The sequence below is a fragment of the Paludifilum halophilum genome (assembly GCF_002245355.1).
Taxonomy (GTDB): domain Bacteria; phylum Bacillota; class Bacilli; order Thermoactinomycetales; family DSM-45169; genus Paludifilum; species Paludifilum halophilum.
Genome location: NZ_NOWF01000008.1, coordinates 168769 through 187252, shown reverse-complemented (window position 1 = coordinate 187252; position 18484 = coordinate 168769). Strand labels below are relative to the sequence as shown.

General features: G+C 52.1%; 18 protein-coding genes. 1 reads left to right on the top strand and 17 read right to left on the bottom strand.

Annotated features, from left to right (window positions below; genetic code table 11):
• Nucleotides 1-22 precede the first annotated feature (22 nt).
• The 16 genes from cyoE (CHM34_RS13890) to CHM34_RS13815 all read right to left on the bottom strand — a co-directional run bounded on the left by cyoE (CHM34_RS13890) (nucleotide 23) and on the right by CHM34_RS13815 (nucleotide 15674).
• Complete coding sequence (gene cyoE, locus CHM34_RS13890) at nucleotides 23-961, bottom strand: heme o synthase (RefSeq protein ID WP_240512028.1); 939 nt, start codon at nucleotides 959-961, stop codon at nucleotides 23-25.
• 198 nt (nucleotides 962-1159) lie between these two features.
• On the bottom strand, nucleotides 1160-2299 hold the full coding sequence (locus CHM34_RS13885) for an oxidoreductase (RefSeq protein WP_094265214.1): 1140 nt from the start codon (nucleotides 2297-2299) through the stop codon (nucleotides 1160-1162).
• 151 nt (nucleotides 2300-2450) lie between these two features.
• Nucleotides 2451-2672, bottom strand: a complete 222-nt coding sequence (locus CHM34_RS13880; RefSeq protein WP_094265213.1) for a thioredoxin family protein — start codon at nucleotides 2670-2672, stop codon at nucleotides 2451-2453.
• Between the two features lie 190 nt (nucleotides 2673-2862).
• Complete coding sequence (locus CHM34_RS13875; protein WP_094265212.1) at nucleotides 2863-3306, bottom strand: RrF2 family transcriptional regulator; 444 nt, start codon at nucleotides 3304-3306, stop codon at nucleotides 2863-2865.
• 53 nt (nucleotides 3307-3359) lie between these two features.
• Nucleotides 3360-4238: a sulfite exporter TauE/SafE family protein gene (locus tag CHM34_RS13870; protein WP_094265211.1), complete on the bottom strand. Its 879-nt coding sequence runs from the start codon at nucleotides 4236-4238 to the stop codon at nucleotides 3360-3362.
• 224 nt (nucleotides 4239-4462) lie between these two features.
• Nucleotides 4463-5338 carry a cytochrome c oxidase assembly protein gene (locus tag CHM34_RS13865; protein ID WP_094265210.1) on the bottom strand — a complete coding sequence of 292 codons (876 nt, stop codon included), beginning with the start codon at nucleotides 5336-5338 and terminating at the stop codon, nucleotides 4463-4465.
• A gap of 88 nt (nucleotides 5339-5426) precedes the next feature.
• On the bottom strand, nucleotides 5427-5741 hold the full coding sequence (locus CHM34_RS13860; protein WP_094265209.1) for a cytochrome C oxidase subunit IV family protein: 315 nt from the start codon (nucleotides 5739-5741) through the stop codon (nucleotides 5427-5429).
• Between the two features lie 3 nt (nucleotides 5742-5744).
• Nucleotides 5745-6371, bottom strand: coding sequence for a cytochrome (ubi)quinol oxidase subunit III (locus CHM34_RS13855; RefSeq protein ID WP_094265208.1), 627 nt, complete (start codon nucleotides 6369-6371; stop codon nucleotides 5745-5747).
• Nucleotides 6371-8305, bottom strand: coding sequence for a cytochrome c oxidase subunit I (gene ctaD, locus CHM34_RS13850; RefSeq protein WP_094265257.1), 1935 nt, complete (start codon nucleotides 8303-8305; stop codon nucleotides 6371-6373). Before ctaD ends, CHM34_RS13855 begins: the two co-directional genes overlap by 1 nt.
• Nucleotides 8306-8377: 72 nt before the next feature.
• Nucleotides 8378-9397 carry a cytochrome c oxidase subunit II gene (gene coxB / locus CHM34_RS13845; RefSeq protein WP_094265207.1) on the bottom strand — a complete coding sequence of 340 codons (1020 nt, stop codon included), beginning with the start codon at nucleotides 9395-9397 and terminating at the stop codon, nucleotides 8378-8380.
• A 128-nt stretch (nucleotides 9398-9525) separates the two neighbouring features.
• Entirely contained in the window at nucleotides 9526-10461 is a 936-nt protein-coding gene (cyoE, locus tag CHM34_RS13840; RefSeq protein WP_094265206.1) for a heme o synthase, read from the bottom strand.
• A gap of 564 nt (nucleotides 10462-11025) precedes the next feature.
• Nucleotides 11026-11448: an anti-sigma regulatory factor gene (locus CHM34_RS13835; protein ID WP_169713740.1), complete on the bottom strand. Its 423-nt coding sequence runs from the start codon at nucleotides 11446-11448 to the stop codon at nucleotides 11026-11028.
• 23 nt (nucleotides 11449-11471) lie between these two features.
• Nucleotides 11472-13253, bottom strand: coding sequence for an ABC transporter ATP-binding protein (locus CHM34_RS13830; RefSeq protein WP_094265256.1), 1782 nt, complete (start codon nucleotides 13251-13253; stop codon nucleotides 11472-11474).
• A gap of 298 nt (nucleotides 13254-13551) precedes the next feature.
• Nucleotides 13552-14331, bottom strand: coding sequence for a GTP-sensing pleiotropic transcriptional regulator CodY (gene codY, locus CHM34_RS13825; RefSeq protein WP_094265204.1), 780 nt, complete (start codon nucleotides 14329-14331; stop codon nucleotides 13552-13554).
• 261 nt (nucleotides 14332-14592) lie between these two features.
• Nucleotides 14593-15096, bottom strand: a complete 504-nt coding sequence (gene lepB, locus CHM34_RS13820; protein WP_169713739.1) for a signal peptidase I — start codon at nucleotides 15094-15096, stop codon at nucleotides 14593-14595.
• A gap of 35 nt (nucleotides 15097-15131) precedes the next feature.
• Nucleotides 15132-15674 carry a DUF402 domain-containing protein gene (locus tag CHM34_RS13815; protein WP_169713738.1) on the bottom strand — a complete coding sequence of 181 codons (543 nt, stop codon included), beginning with the start codon at nucleotides 15672-15674 and terminating at the stop codon, nucleotides 15132-15134.
• A 471-nt stretch (nucleotides 15675-16145) separates the two neighbouring features.
• On the opposite strand from CHM34_RS13815, the gene proC reads away from it, so the two are divergent.
• Nucleotides 16146-16997 (top strand): pyrroline-5-carboxylate reductase, encoded by an 852-nt coding sequence (proC, locus tag CHM34_RS13810; protein WP_169713737.1) that lies wholly within the window; start codon nucleotides 16146-16148, stop codon nucleotides 16995-16997.
• A gap of 48 nt (nucleotides 16998-17045) precedes the next feature.
• Here the strand turns inward: proC and CHM34_RS13805 are convergent, their stop codons facing one another.
• Nucleotides 17046-18350, bottom strand: coding sequence for a S8 family peptidase (locus tag CHM34_RS13805; RefSeq protein ID WP_094265200.1), 1305 nt, complete (start codon nucleotides 18348-18350; stop codon nucleotides 17046-17048).
• Nucleotides 18351-18484: the final 134 nt, after the last annotated feature.

Below are 18484 nucleotides of genomic sequence, written 5' to 3'. Positions count from 1 at the left end.
GTAAGTATGCGACCGCCGTCAGTCACACGCCTGCCGCGAACAGGATCATCGCAGCCAACATGACCGTCAAATAGAGCAAAGAATATCGAAACATCCATCGAGTCCAACCTTCCAGATCCCGCGTGAAAAAACCAAAAGCGGACAAAACCAGGTAGGTTCCCCCCAAAAGACATGCTGGAATAAGGTATCCGTTTTCCACCATACCGGCGGCATGCAGATATAAAGAGACAGGAAGCAGAAAAGCGACCCAGAAAATCATCTGCTCTTTGGTTTCCTGAAACCCCTTCACTACCGGCAACATGGGAACACCGGCCTCCTGATATTCCCTCGACTTGAGCATGGCCAAGGCAAAGAAATGGGGAGGCTGCCAAGCGAATATCAGAATAAACAGCGACCAGGCGGCCGCATCCAGCCCTCCCGTCGCAGCCGCCCACCCGATCAGCGGCGGTATGGCTCCCGAGACACTTCCCGCCACTGTGTTATATACCGACACCCGCTTCAACCACAGACTGTAAAGACCGACATAAATCACCGCTCCCCCTGCGGCCAACCAACCGGTGACGGAATTAACCCCGACGAACAGGATACCGAGACCGAGACCGGTGCAGACAAAACCGATCCATATCGCTTCCCTCGGTGAAATCCTTCCTGCGGGAATCGCCCGGTCCCGGGTCCGTTCCATCCGGGGATCGATATCCCTGTCAATATAGTTGTTCAAAGCGCAACTGCCTGCGATCACAAAAGCCGTACCGAGAAGAGTGACAGCCAGGACAGCGTCAAAACGGGCGCTTCCTGCCAGCCAATAACCGACAAAGCAGGCCAGGAGATTGGAAAGGTTAATCCCCGGCTTAGTCAGTTGGAGATAATCTCTAACATGAATCTTTTTCATCCCGGAGGGAAGATGTACCCCCGTCGGACTTCCCCGACGAACAACCCGTTCTTGAGTAAAGGATCGGTTCACGTCCAGCATCCTTTCTACGGCCTCACCCGTTGATGGATTCTGATGGTTTCATCCTCGATTAGAATCCCATAAACCGAAAGGAAATATGTAAAAACTGGTGAACCCTCTTGTCAATAACGGCGGAATTTACCTTTTTTCCATCGAAAAAACCCGCTCCCTGATGGAGCGGGTTCGAGACACACAAAACGGACATTCACTTTAAAGTGGGGTTTCAAAATCCTTTAATTTTGCATTAGGGCTCAGAATTTTCTCCGGTTCGAATTCGGTTAAGGGTTCGTTGTTTTTTACTTTAAGCGGCCAATCCCCATTTGCCAGAGCACCTCGACCAATGGTGACCACATCGGCCTCTCCCTTTTCAATCATTTCATTCGCTTTCTGGGGATCCTCGAGATAACCGTTCGCCATAACAGGAATCTCTCCATATTTTCCAGCCAGTTTCGCAAGGGAAGCCCCTCTTTGACCAAACGCCGGCTCCCACGCCCCCTGATTTTCGTCTCCGTTATCAAACGCGGGTTGCCATGCTTCATACTCGGTGACATGAAGGTAATCCAAACCGGCCTCAGCCAATCGGCTAAAGATCACCTCGGCATCTTTTTCTCCACCGGCCCACTTATGTTTGAAATCATTCACTTTTCCTTGTGAGATCCGGATCCCGACCGTCATGTCACCAACCGCTTCCTTGACAGACCGGGACACTTCCACCAACAAGCGAACCCGGTTTTCAATGGACCCTCCGTATTGATCCCTTCGTTGATTGGTGTAATCCGTTAGGAACTGATCCAAAATGTATCCGTTGGCACCGTGAAGCTCAATTCCGTCAAATCCGGCTTGTTTCGCCCTCTTCGCCGCCTCTGTAAACCCACCAATCACACCTTGAATATCTTCGACCGAAGCCTCGCGGGGCACCGGAAACAGTCCTTGTCCACCGTACATATCCATCTGTTCCCCTTTGGGTTGAACAGGAGAAGGAGCTAAAGTTTCTTTTTTAAATCGGTTTCCCTGAGACAAAGCCCCGGCGTGCATCAGCTGAACAAAAATGTTGCTCCCTTCTCTATGAACAGAATCAACTACCCGTTTCCAGGCTTGCATTTGTTCATCATTACAAATCCCCGGTTGATTCAAATACCCCTGACTATACTGGTCATCCGGATAAGTTCCCTCCGTAATAATCAACCCAAAACCGCCACGGGCAAACTTTGAGTAGTAAGACACCATCGGGTCCGTTACCAGTCCCTCATCCGTCGCACTGGTTCGTGTCATAGGAGCGACTCCGATCCGGTTCGGAAGACGGGTCGAACCCAATTGTACGGGTTCAAATAAACGTTTTGTCACCAAAATACCTCCTTTCCGAGATCATTTTTACCCTTTCCCATTCAGCCAAACGCATCCCTTTTTTGGAATAAAAATGGCCCCTTGACGGGACCCTATCACCTTTTTCCTATTGCCCTTTCAGGTAACCTTGTTCTGCTTTTATCTTGCTGCGAGGGCACTATGTGTCATCTGTGATCTCTCCCCTGGCGAATTCCTTGACTTGCTGTTCCGGAATGAACCCCAGAGAGCGGTTGCTCTCTTTTCCATCCTGGATTCGGATGAGCGTCGGGATGCTTTTAATCCCGAACTGGTCAACTAAGTTCGGATTTTGGTCGACATCCACGTAATAAAAATCAACGTCCGTCTCCTGCTCTGCAACTTCTGAGACCACCGGTCTCAGCTGGCGGCAAGCCGGTCACCAATCCGCGCCGAATTCGAGAACGACAGGCTTCTCAGCATGTCGGACCCATTCGTTATAATTTTCTTCCGTGATGGATTGGACCATGTTTCATGTCTCCTTTTCTTGATCTTATACCTTATGATGGAGAGATTGTCAGTTAAATATGCCGGAATTCACTCGGATCCCAAGGTTATGGTTCCGTAACCTCCGGCGACTTTCGGACCACTCGCCGTTTCAGCAAATCGTCCAAGGTTGTCCGGTCGAGAACCTCGGTCACCGTATCCCGAACCAAGGCCCACAACGGTTTCAACAGACAGTCCGTTTCCAGAGGACAGGGATCATAAGCGGTCATGCTGACACACCCCATCGGGGCCAACGGTCCCTCTAACCGACGGATCACTTCACCGATGACCACTTCTTTCGGGGATTTTTGCAAAGCATATCCCCCGTGCATCCCCCTTCGGCTTTTAACCATCCCTTCTGTTTTCAGCCGCAGTAAAATCTGTTCCAAGTAAGGGACCGGTACCAGCGTCCTCTCAGAGATTTCGGCAATCGGCATCACCGAGTCCTTGGACTGCTGACTCAAAACGATTAATGCCCGCAAGGCATACTCACCTCTGCTGGATACTTTCATCGCACCTTCACAATTCCTTTTTCATCCACACATTTGAAAATCAGATTCTCAGATCAAATATCAGTGGATTTCTCCTTCTTCTTTTTCCAAACCGCCGCCCCCAGACAAGTGAGCCACACAATCGAAAGTCCTCCGTAAATCAGGGGATACCAGGAACCGGGGATCCCGGCGATGCTGTCGAGAAGAGTTCCTGCATTGGTCGTTATAATTAATCCCCCGACTAACACCCCGAGCAGATAAGAGGGGATCACCTTTACAAACCACGCTGCAATCGGTGCGGCCACAATCCCGCCACCCATCAAAGCCAGCACCCAAGGCCAATTCATTTCGGACCAACCCAGGGAGAAGAGAAAACCGAGAGTGGCGGATACGGCGATGGCAAACTCGCTGGTATCGACAGACCCGATCACTTTCCTCGTTTCCATGCCGCGATGAGCCACCAGGATCGGAGTGGTTAAAGGACCCCACCCGCCACCGCCAGTGGAATCCGCAAATCCGGCAAACAGTCCCATCGGAACCGTCCATTTCCCCGGTCGCCGATTCTTTCTTCTCCGCTCCCGGTTGGATCGGCCGACTAAAAAACGAAACAATACGTAAAAACCGAGTAAGAACAAAAAGCCTGAAACATAAGGCTTCGCCAGTTCACCGGGGATATAACTCAAAAAGCAAGCCCCCGTAAACGCCCCGATCGAACCGGGAATCATTAATTTGAACACAAGTGTACGATCCACATTTCCAAACTTCCAATGGGAAACGCCGGAGGCGGCTGTGGTGACGATTTCAGCCATATGGACCGATGCCGATGCAACCGCAGGCGCTATACCGAACAGAAGCAGCAGAGAGGTTGACGTTACACCGTATGCCATTCCCAACGAACCGTCGATCAGTTGGGCCACAAACCCAATAAAACCGAGAACGATCAGTCTTTGCATGAATCGATTCCCCCGAACTCCTTTCCGATGTCGTCTTCTTACTGTAACGATCTCGATGATCTTGAGCATGTTAGTCGACTTAGTCTGAAGGCATCATATGCAACGCCAATCCGCCGGGTTCCAAGTATCATGTTTGCGGGAAGCGGGACATCCGCCTTCACGTAAAAAACCCGGCCCTCCCCCTTTTTTGGGGAAAGCCGGGTCGCGTTACCGGATCTTCTGTTTTAGACATTGGGGTGAAGAGCCGGTGAGGAAGCTGCAGCCGCTTCCCCGCTGTTTCGGATCGCTTGCTGTTCCTCCCGCTCCTTTTGCTTGTGTTGGCGAACCCAACGAAAGAAGTTATAGCCCAATACCCAACCGTACACGATCTCCTGAACGATCTTCATAAGTACGCCGCCCAGGGATTGATCATCCCCCAGGGTGAGGAAAGAGAACACCTGGGGCGCCCCCTGATAGAAATCATAAAGCAATACCTGAGAAAAGGCGATGATCGCACAGGCCGGGGTCAACAGCACTCCATCGGCGAAGATATAAGCCATTTTCTGCAAGGGGCCCAGCCGATCCTGTTCGGGAATCGGACACATCACCGGCCACCACATCAAAAAAGAAGCGATAGCCAAAATGATATGAGAGACCCCCATCCACCAGGAATTGACCATGATCGCATCAAAAACGACCGGCAAATGATAAATGGAGATCAGCCCGTTAAACAGAACGATGGCAATCAGCGGGTGAGTCAACAAGGAAAAGATACGGGCAAAGGCTTTGCTTTTCCATAGGGGTCTCAGTAGCCAGGGCGGAGAGCCATACAGAAGCAAAGGCGGAACAGCGAGATAAACGATAGACATCCACAGCATGTGAGCGCTGAAAAGGGAATGCCCATAGGCGTACACCGGTCCCGATGCCAAGTAAAAAAGGACCAGTCCGCTGACAAAGCCGATCTTTTGCCCCAGGCTTACTTCCTCTTTTCCCCCGAAGCGGTCGCGCCAAGGGCCGATAACCGCGAAATACAGGACAATCAATATCACGGTGAACAAGAGGTAACCGGGATTGACCAAAGTCCAGAAGTCAAGAGACCCGTGACCAGCATGTTGATGCATCGGTTTCTCCCCCTTTCCTCATTTCGTGCGTATATAAGGTTTCCCCTCACTCCTGGAGAGCGAGGGGAAACTCGAATTTCGTTGTCTTTTATCCCAAAACAAACAGGGCAACGGCGCAGATGGCGCCGATAATCAGGCCCATCATCACAAAAGTGACGGTCATGCGGTTGTTTTTAAGGTCCAGATGCATAAAGGTAAACAGTTGCAAAAAGACTTGTATAACGGCCAGCACCAGGATGAAAGGAATCACCATCCCGGCTGGGACCACTTCCAACATCACCGCCGCAAAGGCGACGAGGGTCAAACCAATCATCAATGCGAAGGAAAGGAGGTGTTTCACCGCACTTTCCGGAGTCGGATCGGTTTCCTGCTGTGCCTGATTTTGCTGAACTTCGGTTTCCATGCGTCAACCCACCTTCCCCATCAGATAGACGACGGTAAAGATGAACACCCAGACGACATCGACAAAGTGCCAGTACAGGCTGGCCACATAGAGCTTCGGGGCCGTTTCCATATTAAGCCCTCGGCGGCTCAGCTGAATCAGCAAACAAAAGATCCAGGTGATCCCGAACAAGACGTGGGAGCCGTGGGTTCCCACCAGAGTATAGAAGGCCGACCCGAAGGCACTGCTGGTAAAGGTGTGCCCTTCATGGACATATTCGAAGAACTCGTAGATTTCCAGGCCCAGAAAAGCCGCACCCAGCACCACCGTGACCCAGAACCAGAGCTTCACCTGTTTGATATTGTTCCGGTGGATGCCCAGAACGCCCAACACACTGGTCAAGCTGCTGGTCAGCAGGATAAAGGTCGCCAACGCCACCATCGGTATCTGGTAAAGCTCCTCCGTGGACGGACCGCCCATCGTAGAGTCTTTCAAAGCTAAGTACGTACCGAACAGACAGGCGAAAAGTACGGTTTCCGCGCCGATGAGAAACCAAAAACCCAGGACTTTATTACGGCTTTCCATCGTCGCTTTTTCAGGATGAGGGGGCAAATGGGCCTGTGTGCCCTTGTGTTCCACCTGTGCGCTCATCAAGCATTCGCCCCTTTCTCCGTTTTTTCGATCTCATCCAGCTCGATGTGGTAGCCGTGGTCTTGCTCGAAAGAGCGAATGAACATCGTCAAAAAGACGAGAATCAAACCGAGTACCCCGACTTCCAGCGAGCGGAAAACAAATCCTAATCCGGAAATGAAGAAGCCGATCGTCATAATAAACGGCCAATGGGTTGAAGAAGGCATATGGATCGGTCCCAGCGGTTCTGCGGGAATCATCTTCTTATTGCCTTCCATCTTTTCAAACCAGAACGCATCCAAGGACCGTACCTGGGGCAGTTGGGCGAAGTTGTATTCCGGAGCCGGAGAAGAGATCGCCCACTCCAGGGTGCGTCCGTCCCAGGGATCATTGCCGGCGGGAATCGCGCTTCGGGCGCTCTTAATAATGTTGATCAGCCAAACGATGGTCCCGGCGGCCATAAAGAAAGCCCCTACAGTACTGATCTGGTTAAGAGTGGTCAAACCGTCTTCCGGTTGATAAGTAAAGTGTCGACGGGGCATCCCGTACAATCCGATAAAGTGCTGAATGAAGAACGTCAAGTGGAACCCGATAAAGAAGAGACCGAAATGCCACTTACCCAAGGTTTCACCCAGCTTGTGGCCGAACATCTTGGGCCACCAGTAGTAAAGCCCCGCAAAAATCCCGAACACCGTACCGCCGATCAATACATAGTGGAAATGAGCCACAACAAAATAACTGTCATGGTATTGATAGTCCGCCGGAGGAGAGGCCAACATCACCCCTGTCACTCCCCCCATCACAAAGGTGGGAATAAATCCGACGGCCCACAGCATCGCGGTGGTGAAACGGATTTTACCGCCCCACATGGTAAACAGCCAGTTGAAGACCTTGATTCCCGTCGGTACAGCGATAGCCATGGTAGCGACCGCGAAGATGGAGTTGGCCACCGGGCCCATGCCCACGGTGAACATGTGGTGTGCCCAAACCATAAAACCGAGAAATCCGATCAATATCGTGGCGAATACCATCGATGTATATCCGAACAGACGCTTTTTGGAGAAGTTGGAAATCACATCGGACATCACACCGAAAGCAGGCAGGATCACGATGTACACTTCCGGATGACCGAAAATCCAAAACAAGTGTTGCCAAATCACCGGGTTTCCGCCCATCGCCACATCGAAAAAGTTGGCGCCGAAAAGACGCTCAAACATCACCAGGAACAGCCCGGCGGTCAACGGCGGAAAACCGAACAGAATGAGTGATGAAGCGACAAAGGACGTCCAGGTAAACATCGGCATCCGCAAAAGGGACATCCCCGGCGCCCGCATATTGATAATCGTGACCAGGAAGTTGATACCACCCATCGTCGTCCCGATCCCGGAAATTTGTAAACCGAGAACATAGTAGTCAATCCCTGTTCCGGGACTAAACTCATTGGATGCGATGGGGACATAGTTGGTCCAACCGGCATCCGGAGCATTACCGAAGATCCAGCTGAGGTTCATCAGAATGCCGCCTGCCAGGAACAGCCAAAAACCCAGCGAGTTCAAAAAAGGAAAAGCGACATCCCGGGCACCGATCTGCAACGGAACAGCCACGTTCATCAGCGCAAACAAGAGAGGCATCGCTACAAAAAAGATCATGGTCGTCCCGTGCATGGACAAGAGTTCGTTAAACGTGTCCCCGACCATAAAATCGTTGTTCGGGACCAAAAGCTGAATCCGGATCAGCAGTGCTTCAATCCCGCCGATGATAAAGAAGAATGCACCACCGATCAAATAGAGAATGCCGATTTTTTTATGGTCGACTGTGGTGATCCAGTCCCATAACCAATGGGATCTGAAACGATTTAACAGCTGTTTGTCGTACCCACCGGTCCAGATCGCCGTCAAAAACAAGGCGAACACGATGAGAATCACCAGCGTAGCCAAAGGAAACCCCTCCTCCATTCCAAGCATTTCTCAACCGCGCTTCCCTCGTACGTCAGGGAACGCATTTCTTCCGGTTTGGAACCGGGAATGTTATTCGAGGCTTTGCAGATAGGCCTTCAGAGACTTCATATCCTTCTCGTTCAGGAAGTCAAAGGACGGCATATAACTGCCCGGTTTCACCTTGTCGGGATGCTTTAACCACTTTTCCAGGTTTTCGTCGTTGTTTTCCAACACACCGGCGATTTTGTCCCGCTCTCCGAATCCGGTCAGGTTTGGAGCTTTGTTTCCTTTCCGTTCCAATTCGGCTCCATCGATAGCGTGACAGCTCATGCAGTTCTGGGAAAATACTTCTTCTCCCCGTTCCTGAGCCGCAGTTTGCGGTTGAGAGGAAGGTTCCTGCCGCTGGGCTACCCATTGATCAAACTTCTGTTCTTCGTCCACGACCACTTCGAAATTCATCAAAGCGTGGCCCGCCCCGCACAATTCCGCGCAGCGCCCCTCATATGTTCCAACTTTTTTCGCATCGATCGTCATCGTATTTGTCTGTCCGGGATTCAGGTCCGTCTTCCCTCCGAGAGCCGGAACCCAGAAAGAGTGAATCACGTCCCGGGAAGTCAACTTCAGATAAACCTTTTTGTCCTTGGGGATATGAAGTTCCTGAGCGGTCTTGAAACCGTAATCCTCATATTCGAACTCCCACCAGTATTGGTGAGCCGTCACCTTCACCGTCAGCGCTTCTTCCTCTTCAGAGGGCTTTTCCGCCAGGGAGAAGGTGGTAGCCACCGTCGGCACCGCCAGGATCGCCAACAGAATGATCGGGATCACCGTCCAGAGCAGTTCAAGTTTGGTGCTTCCCTCCACCTGCTCCGGAATGCTGTCATCCCCCGGTTTTTGGCGATAACGGATAAGTACATAAATGAAAATGACCATCACAACGGCGAAAACGAAAGCCATAATATAAATACTGATTTTGATGAGGGTCAGCTGTTCTTCACCGGTGCTACCCTGTGGGTCGAGCACAGATTTCGCAGGCTCTTCGCATCCGGCCATAAGGAGGGCGATCATGGAAAAAACAAACAATAGACGCCCGAGATGTTTCCCTCGACTCATACCCGTTTAACCCCGCTTTCTCTCATCATCTCGATCAAACCGATCTTCATTTTATAACAAACAACGCCGCTCTTGGATGGCAAATGGAGCCAGGCGGACGTTGAAAAGCGACTGCCGGTTGACTCCGATCAACCTAAGACGACAGGATCCAAAAACATAGCTGCTTGCATCAGGGTCAAATATAGCAGGGAGTAAAGAAACATATGACGGGCCCAGGTCTTAACATCCTGAGACAATCCCCTAAACGCCAGAAAAATCCATAGAGAGCCCAGGATGAGCGCCGTCGCGAAATAGATCCAGCCGACAACCCCTGTCGCGAACAACAACAGGGAGGAAGGCAGCATCATCAGAACGAAGAGCAGAATCTGCCGCTTCGTCTCAGCCCCTCCTTTCACCACCGGCAACATGGGAATTCCCGCCGTGCGGTATTCCTCTTCCTTCAGCATGGCAAGTGCATAAAAGTGAGGGAACTGCCAAATGAACATAAACATGAACAAGATCCATGCCGCCGCGTCCAGGGAACCCGTCACGGCGGCCCAGCCGACCAACGGGGGTACAGCGCCCGACACGCTCCCGATCAAAGTGTTCCAGGGAGTGGTCCGCTTGCTCCAAGCCGAATAGACAATGACATAGATAAAAAATCCGAGGCTCGCCAACAGGGCGGTGAGAGCATTCACCAGCAACGCCAATAAAACGGCGCCCGACAAGTAATAGACGACACCCATCCAAAGCGCCGTCTGCGGTCGAATCCGCCCCGCCGCGACAGGACGGTTACACGTCCGGGTCATCAGGGGATCGATATCGCGATCGATAAAATTATTGACCACGCAACCGCCAGCGATCACCAGGGCCGTTCCCAGAAGGGTAACCATCAAAAGTCCAAAATCGAAGGTTTCGTGTCCCGCCAGCCAAAACCCGGCGAAGACAGCGATCAGGTTTGCTCTATTGATACCCGGCTTGGTAATATCCCAATAATCCCGCCAGGTCGCTTTGGCCGTTGAAAAGGGCTGTTCATCCCCGGCTAAGATCCTGCCTGAGGATTCGCGGGTCATGGGTCGTTCCACGGTCCCCCTCCTTTCTATGGAACTGGATCGCCTTCATAGAGCCGGTGACCCGGGGGATGGGCCCCGCAATATCACGGCGTTCCTCATCCACTTCGTCATACGCCCGTCCGACAGCAAACACACACTCTCTGCACCGAAATCGCGGACCACAGCAAAAAACTGCGCTGGAAAACCCCCGTCAGGATTCAGCCTCTGGACAAAGAGGGTCCCAGCGTTTTTGCCGGAGCCGAACCCGTCGGAATATGAGTGTACTCGACTCCAGTGTTTCCACCTTCATAACCTTCATGGAGTGATTCCGCCACCTGGGCAGAAAGCCGCCAGGACAGCGCATACAAGGAATGGCAGTTTAGTTCATAACCATTTTAGATGAGTTAAAAGATTTGCGTCAAGTAAGGTCTTAAAAGGTTCATAATATGGATACATGATTGTGAACTAATACAAAAAGACTATCCGATAAACCATTCGGATAGTCTTCAACCATCTTCCCGCTTACCAGCGTATTAACCAACCCTGTTCAGGCGGGAAAGATCTATTCAAAAGTCCTGCCTGCTTCCGCAACGGCACTCAGGATTGATGGTCGACGGAATCGGACTGTTCTTTCCACTTGGATACCGCCACACAGGTTCCCTTTCCCTCCACGGCCCGAATCGAAAAGTCATCCATCAATTCCCTCACCTGTTTCAATCCGTAACCTTCCACCGCAGCCGGGGACTCTGACATGCGGAGGATCTGATTCAGTTCGGCGATTCCCGGTCCGAAATCCTGGACGACAATCCGCATGCCCGATTTTTCATCTTCATCCACCAGCTCGATGTGAACAAGGCCCTCTTCAGCATGGTGCACCACGTTTCGGGCCAGCTCGGATACGGATTGGACAATCCGGACCTGATCCAGTTCGCTGAACCCGTGTTGACGGGCCGCTTCCCTCACTTCACTGCGCATGGCGACGATATCCCACTCGTATTTAATCGGGAACGTCTTTTCCACTTTACTCCCCTCCATCTTCTCGCTCAGGGTGCACCTTGACGGTTTACGACCGGTACCCGGTTCCGATCCAAGTTTTGCACATTAAACAATCGGGCGTACTTGCCGTTTAAAGCCATCAACTCCCCGTGGGTTCCGTTTTCCTCGATCCGTCCGTCCTCGATCAGACAGATCCGATCCGCATGAGTAATCGTGGACAGGCGGTGGGCAACGATCAGTGTAGTCCGGTTTTTCGCCAGGCGGTGCAGGGACTCTTGGATCAGTTGTTCCGACTTCAGATCCAAAGCCGATGTCGCTTCATCCAAAATCAGGATGGAGGGATCCTTAAGAAAGACGCGGGCGATGGCGATCCTTTGTTTCTGACCGCCGGAGAGCTTCACTCCCCGTTCTCCGATCTCCGTCTCGTACTGATCCGGAAGATCCATGATAAATTCGTGGGCGTTGGCGGCTGTCGCCGCCGCTACCACCTCTTCCATCGTCGCATCCGTCCGGCCCATACGAATGTTTTCCAACACCGAGCCGCTAAACAGGATATTATCCTGAAGTACCATTCCCACCTGGTTTCTCAGACTGGATAAATCCCAGTCCCGAACGTCCCGGCCGTCGACCAGGACCCGACCCGTTCGGACGTCGTAAAAGCGGGGGATCAGGGAAACCAGGGAGGACTTTCCACCTCCGCTCGTTCCGACCAGAGCAACCGTCTGTCCCGGTTCAATCCTCAGGTCCACCCCCCGTAACACATCTTCTCCATCGGGCAGATAGGAAAAGTGCACCTCCCGGAAGGCGATGGCTCCTTCGGCCCGATCGATCTCGACTGCTCCGGGGCGATTCTCGATCTCGTAGGGAACATCGAGAAATTCGAATACCCGATCCATCGAGGCCAAAGACTGGGTCAGAACCGTTGAAGAATTGACCAAGCGCCGGATCGGGGAATAAATCAATTGAAGGTAACCGTAAAAGGCGGTCATCTCCCCGATCGTGACATCACCGTCAATCACCTGGTAACCGGCAAAACCGATCAAAAGGATCGGGGCGATATCGGTAATCGTATTGACTACGGCGAAAGTACGGGCGTTCCAGCTGGCATGGGCCATCGCCCTGTTCAAAAAATGACGATTTCGGGTACCAAACTGGCCCCGTTCGTATTCCTCCAAGTTGAAGGCACGAATGGCGGAAATCCCCTGTACCCGCTCGTGTAAGTGCCCTTGCATTTCCGCCAGAGCTTGAGAGCGTTCCCGGGTCAACCGCCTCAACCTTTGATAGAAATACTTCACCGAAAATCCGTACAAAGGAAAAACGGCCAGGGAGACGAGGGTCATCCATGGATCCATCCACAGCATGATTGCCACAGCAATGAGCAAGGTGATCAGATCCAGCCAGATGTTCATCATCCCGGTAACTACGAACTCCTTTGTCTGTTCCACATCGTGGATGACCCGGGAAATGATCTGCCCCACCTTTTGGTTGTTGTAATAGCGTAGAGAAAGCTTCTGTATATGGTCGAACAACCGGTTCCGGACATCAAACAGCACTCGGCTGGCCGTCAACTGAGCGAAGTACTGCCGGTAATACTCGATTGGCAGCCTTAACACCGTAAATATGAAGAATGATCCGGCCAATACCCAGACCAGTCTGCTCACTTTTTCCTCAGTGGGCATTTCCGTCAGCAGGACATCATCAACGACATACTTCAGGATGAGCGGAAGCAGGAGAGGGATGCCGAACTTGAGGACGCCGACACACATGGTCAAGGCGATCTGTTTTCGGTAGGGGCGGATAAACCGCAGATATCTTCGTACGCTCCCCAAACTGCTCATCTCCCACTTATATAGTCAACATTCCTCCCCATTATAACAGAGATCTTCACCGGACACGGAATCCTTCCCGTTTATTGTCAAGAACCGTTTCATGAACAACAATGTTTCGTTTCGAACTTTACCATTTCTATTTTTTCCTTGACAAACGATCCATGGAAGGGTTAAGGATCTTTCATTTTCCCTCTTCCTTTATTATACTACGGGAACCTCCTGGATCCCAGACCAAAGAAACCGACCGCAGTCGATGGACTGCGGTCGGTTTCTCTTTTTCGACAACATACGGGGCTATTCAGCTGCGGGCCTTTTCCAGAGCCGGCAACAACTTGGGGTTGAGAATCTTGATGTAGGTCCCCTTCATCCCCAGGGAACGGGACTCGACAACACCCGCACTCTCCAGCTTGCGCAGCGCATTGACGATGACGGAACGGGTAATCCCGACGCGATCGGCAATCTTACTGGCGACGAGCAATCCTTCCGTGCCATCCAGCTCGTTGAAAATGTGTTCAGCGGCTTCCAGCTCGCTGAAGGAAAGGGAGTTAATCGCCAGTTGGACAACGGCGCGGCTCCGGGCTTCATCTTCGATCTTGCCGGCACGCTCGCGCAGGACTTCCATCCCGACAACCGTAGCACCGTATTCAGCCAGAACCAGATCATCGTCGACGAACTCGTCATTGATGCGGGAAAGAACCAGCGTTCCCAGGTGGTCCCCGCCTCCGATGATCGGGACAAGGGTCGTGTACCCGTGTTTAAACATGTCTCTCATTTCCGTCGGATAGGCGGTGTAAGGGCTGTCCACGCTGACATTGGAAGAAGTGCTTTCCACTTCCATCAACAAAGTCGCATATTCTTCAGGGAATTGGCGATCTTTTAGATACTTTTCCATCCGTTCATTTTCGATTTCGTGGTTGATCGCCATACCCAGAATTTCGCCTTCCGGACTGACAACATAAATATTGGCGCCGATCACATCACAAAGTGCCTCGGCAACCTGATCGAAGTCCACCAAATGGTGGCTTACGTTTTTTTGGAGAATGCTCGAAATCCTCCGTGTCTTGTTCAACAGATCCATTGGTTAGGTCCCCCCAAAGATAATGTGTTCATGTTCTTTTGTTTTTCTATTCACATAACGCGACAAGGTCCCTTCCAGTGACAGGGACACCGGGCGAAGTCGTTCCGCCCCCTTGCTCGCTGTGGTTGATAGCTGGATCACAATCGAATTCGGACGGCCTGGCCACTCCCTATTATGCTTCCTCATCAGAGATGACGCAAAAGGATTTTGTGAACAGTTATTGACTTTTTATATTATTTGAAATTGCTTCCTCGGTTACCATCACAGGAAGGTTGCCAGGGAAGGGCGCCACAAAATCAACTCCACTTTCCCTTCGATCAGCTCATTCGGCACCAGACCGACGCTTTTGTATCGACTGTCCCGACTGGCGTACCGATGACGATTGTCTCCCATGACGAAAACACTGCCCGGTTTGACTGCGACCGGTCCGTAGTTTCCGTCTTCGATGTCTGAATCGATGTACGGTTCGCTTACCCGCTTCCCGTTCCGATACAACTCACCTCCTCGGATGGCAATACGGTCACCCGGCACCCCCACCACTCTTTTCACAAGGTATCGCCCGTCACGGGAAGGATCCTCAAAGGTGATCACATCCCCCCGCCGAGGTTCTTCAAACAAAAAATGAAATTTGTTGATGAGAAGCCGGTCGCCGTCTTCCAGGGTGGGTTGCATCGATGTTCCATTGACAACGGACATCGCCAACCCGAACTGGTTGATGACGAGGGCGACGGATACAGCCAGAAGGACTGTTCTCAACCAGGACATGATCCGAGACCTCTGACGTTTCATATATCCTCACTTCACCCCATCAATTGTTTTGCATAAGTTAAAAAAAGATAATAGCCGGCTTGTACAAAGTCCGGATGAAAGGGATGAGTACAGGTTCGGACCCGTCTTTCCAACTCCGAGACAGCCTCTTCCACCCGATCGAGCACCTCAATCGGATAATTCATCCGACAGCGGTTTTTCTCAAATTCATCTGTGTCCATCCAGCGGTAATAACCGTGTTTGTCGGCGATCAGATCCAGATCGTAGTCGATATAAACCAACTTCCCATTCTCGTATCGATAAGGAGAGGCGATGTTGCAATAATAACGGTGGAAGCCTTCGGAACCGAACAGTAGTATCGTATTGAACCAGTGTTTTCTATGAAACTGGCAGACAGCCAGCCCTTCAGAAATCCACCGGCGCCCGTCAGCTTCCATAACTTCGACATCTTTATTAGCTAGAAGAAGCGAGTCCGACCCGTCCAAAACGACCGACCGTTTCCAAGTTCTGTGCAAGGTTCCGTCATGTTTATAACTTTCAATGCGCAGGATATCTCCCGGTTTCGGGAAGTCCATCGACATATCCAATCCTTTCTGCTTACTTTCTTGTATTTCCAATTCAAACAAATTATAAAACAAAAAATCTGAATTGATTCTAGAAAGTTTGCGGGAGGATCTTTCTATGTATTTTCCACCTTGACATTCCCTTTCTCTGGTATGCATAATAATAAAAACTAGAAGCCGCCGATATGTTGGAAACGCGATGACCGGGCCAGTAAGGCCGGCTTACCGCCCAGAGAGCGGAACCCCCGGGCTGTGAGGTTCCGTCGGGATGCCGGCCCCAACCCACCTTGCGAGCGGGCGATGATGAATCCCACGGAGTTCTCTCCGTTACCAAAAGAAGAGCGGCTGACCAGGCCGCTCAACCGAGTCGGGCACAACATGTGCCAACAAAGGTGGTACCGCGGAAGAACCCTCTTTCGTCCTTGTGACGAAAGAGGGTTTTGTATTGACTGGCACCTCAACCAAAGAACAGGAGGGAAGTTTATGTCTCAACGGGAAACATACTGCCTGATCGGAGCAGGAGCCATGGCAGAAGCCATCCTTTCCGGACTGTTGAAAAACAAGCGGGCCTCTGCTGAACAAATCCGTTTGATCAACCGCGAAAACGCAGATCGACTGCGTCAAATGGAGAGTGCATACGGCATCCGCTGTCCCCGGCAGAAGGAAAAAGCGATCGCTGATGCCAACACGATCATTCTGGCCGTTAAACCAAAGGATATGGATCAGGTGCTGAAACAGTACAAAGATGATATCCGCCCCGGCCAGCGCGTGATCTCCGTTGCCGCCGGGATCTCCACCTCTTTTATCGAAGAGCGCCTGCCCCGAGGCACAACAGTGATCCGGGCCATGCCCAATACTTCCAGTATGATCGGGCGCTCCGCCACCGCTCTCTGCGGAGGAGCATACGCCACGGAGGAGGATCTGAACAGCGCGTCAGCAACTTTTTCCTCCATCGGATCAGTAGTCCGGGTAGAGGAAAAGGATATGGATGCAGTAACCGGTTTATCCGGCAGCGGCCCGGCCTATATTTATTACCTGGTGGAAGGTTTGGAGCGAGCAGGGGTCAACGCCGGCCTCTCCCATCCGGTAGCCCGGCAGCTCACCCTGCAAACCCTGGTCGGAGCCGCTCACATGCTGCTGGAAACCGGTGAAGACCCGGCTCAGCTGCGCCATAAAGTTACTTCCCCGGGAGGGACGACAATGGCCGGTGTCCAGTCCCTGGCCGATCATGATTTTCATCAGACACTGATCACCGCTGTAAAGCGGGCGCAGAAACGTTCCAAAGAATTGGCGTCTCCCTGTCCACTCCGACACTGCGCTGACGACCCCGTTTAAAAGGAGGATAAAGACCAAAACCTCGCCTCTCGGCGAGGTTTTGAGGATTTATCCTTTGACCGGAGCGAAAGGTTGCTGGAATTGAAGATATTTTTTGGCCAGATCCACCGCACGCCGGGAATCGATATAGCCTGCCTGGTCCCCTTCCATTTCTGCAGCGGTACTCTTCAGAATACTCTTTACGTCGTTGGGGCTCAAACGCGGGTTGGCCTCCAGCATCAGGGCGACCACACCGGCGCAGACCGGCGTTGCCATCGAAGTGCCGGACAGGCTGATATAATAGTCTCCAACCCGATTTTCGGGCAATTCTTCCTCCAGAGGGGAATCGGGAACCGACAGGGAGATGATATTCGTACCCGGGGCGTAAATATCCGGCTTCACCAGCAAATCCAAAGTGGGGCCCCGGCTGGAGTAAGGGGCTTTTTCGTCATCGCCCCGTTCGATCGTATCCTGGTCGTCGGCAGATCCCACCGTGATAATGACCGGGTCGATCCCCGGAGTGCTGATCGTACCCGGATAGGGCCCTTGATTCCCCGCGGCGGCACAGACCACAATCCCGCTGTGCCAAGCAGCTTCACACGCCTGGGCCAAGGGGTCGTCCCGATAAGATTCAAAGGCGGGAGCACCCAGGGAAAGCGAAATCACCCGGATATCCAACTCCTCCCGGTGTTGGATGCACCACTCCACGCCCCGGATCACCGTGGACAGCCTGCCTCCCCCCTCCTTGTCCAGTACTTTGACCCCGACCACGTTCGCTTCGGAGGCTGGACCGGTGTACAATCCCTCCGACAGATGACCGTTGCCCGCGGCATCCCCTGCACAATGGGTGCCGTGTCCCTGATCATCGTAGGGATCCTGCTTCTCCCCCACCAGATCGGCAAAACCGGAAATACGCTCTTCCGGCTTCGTCAGATCGTCATGGGGATGAATTCCCGTATCAAGGACAGCGATGGTTACTCCTTTTCCGGACAGGCCCTCATGTTCCCGAACATCGACCGCTCCGACGGACTTGGATGCCACATCCAACAAAGCCTGAACTTCCCGGTCAAAATAGATTTTCGACACGGCTTTATGATCTTTTAAACTGTCGATCGTCCCTGGGCTTAATTGCCCGTAGAAGCTTGCCGACATGCTCAATTCACCGAACACACTGTCACAGGAACCTCCCTCGCAAATCCGCAAAGCCTCTTCCCGTTCCTTCCGGTCCGTTCGATCTTTCCAGCGGACAATCACCGGCAAACCAGTTTTTTGTTCGTCCGCTCCTTCCTTCCTCAGCTGTCTCAGCTGGCTGATCAGCCCCGGATCGAGCATTCCACCGGCTTCTTCGAACCAAACCCTGCGGCTTTTACCCATGATGGATCCACCTCCTTACAGAAGAATTAGTCAGCCCGGAAGGATAATCCTTCCTTTTCCGAACATTTTAAATAAAAATAGACCGCCCATCAGGACGGCTCTTTTTGTTCGTTTGATTCTGAAAATTGATTGTT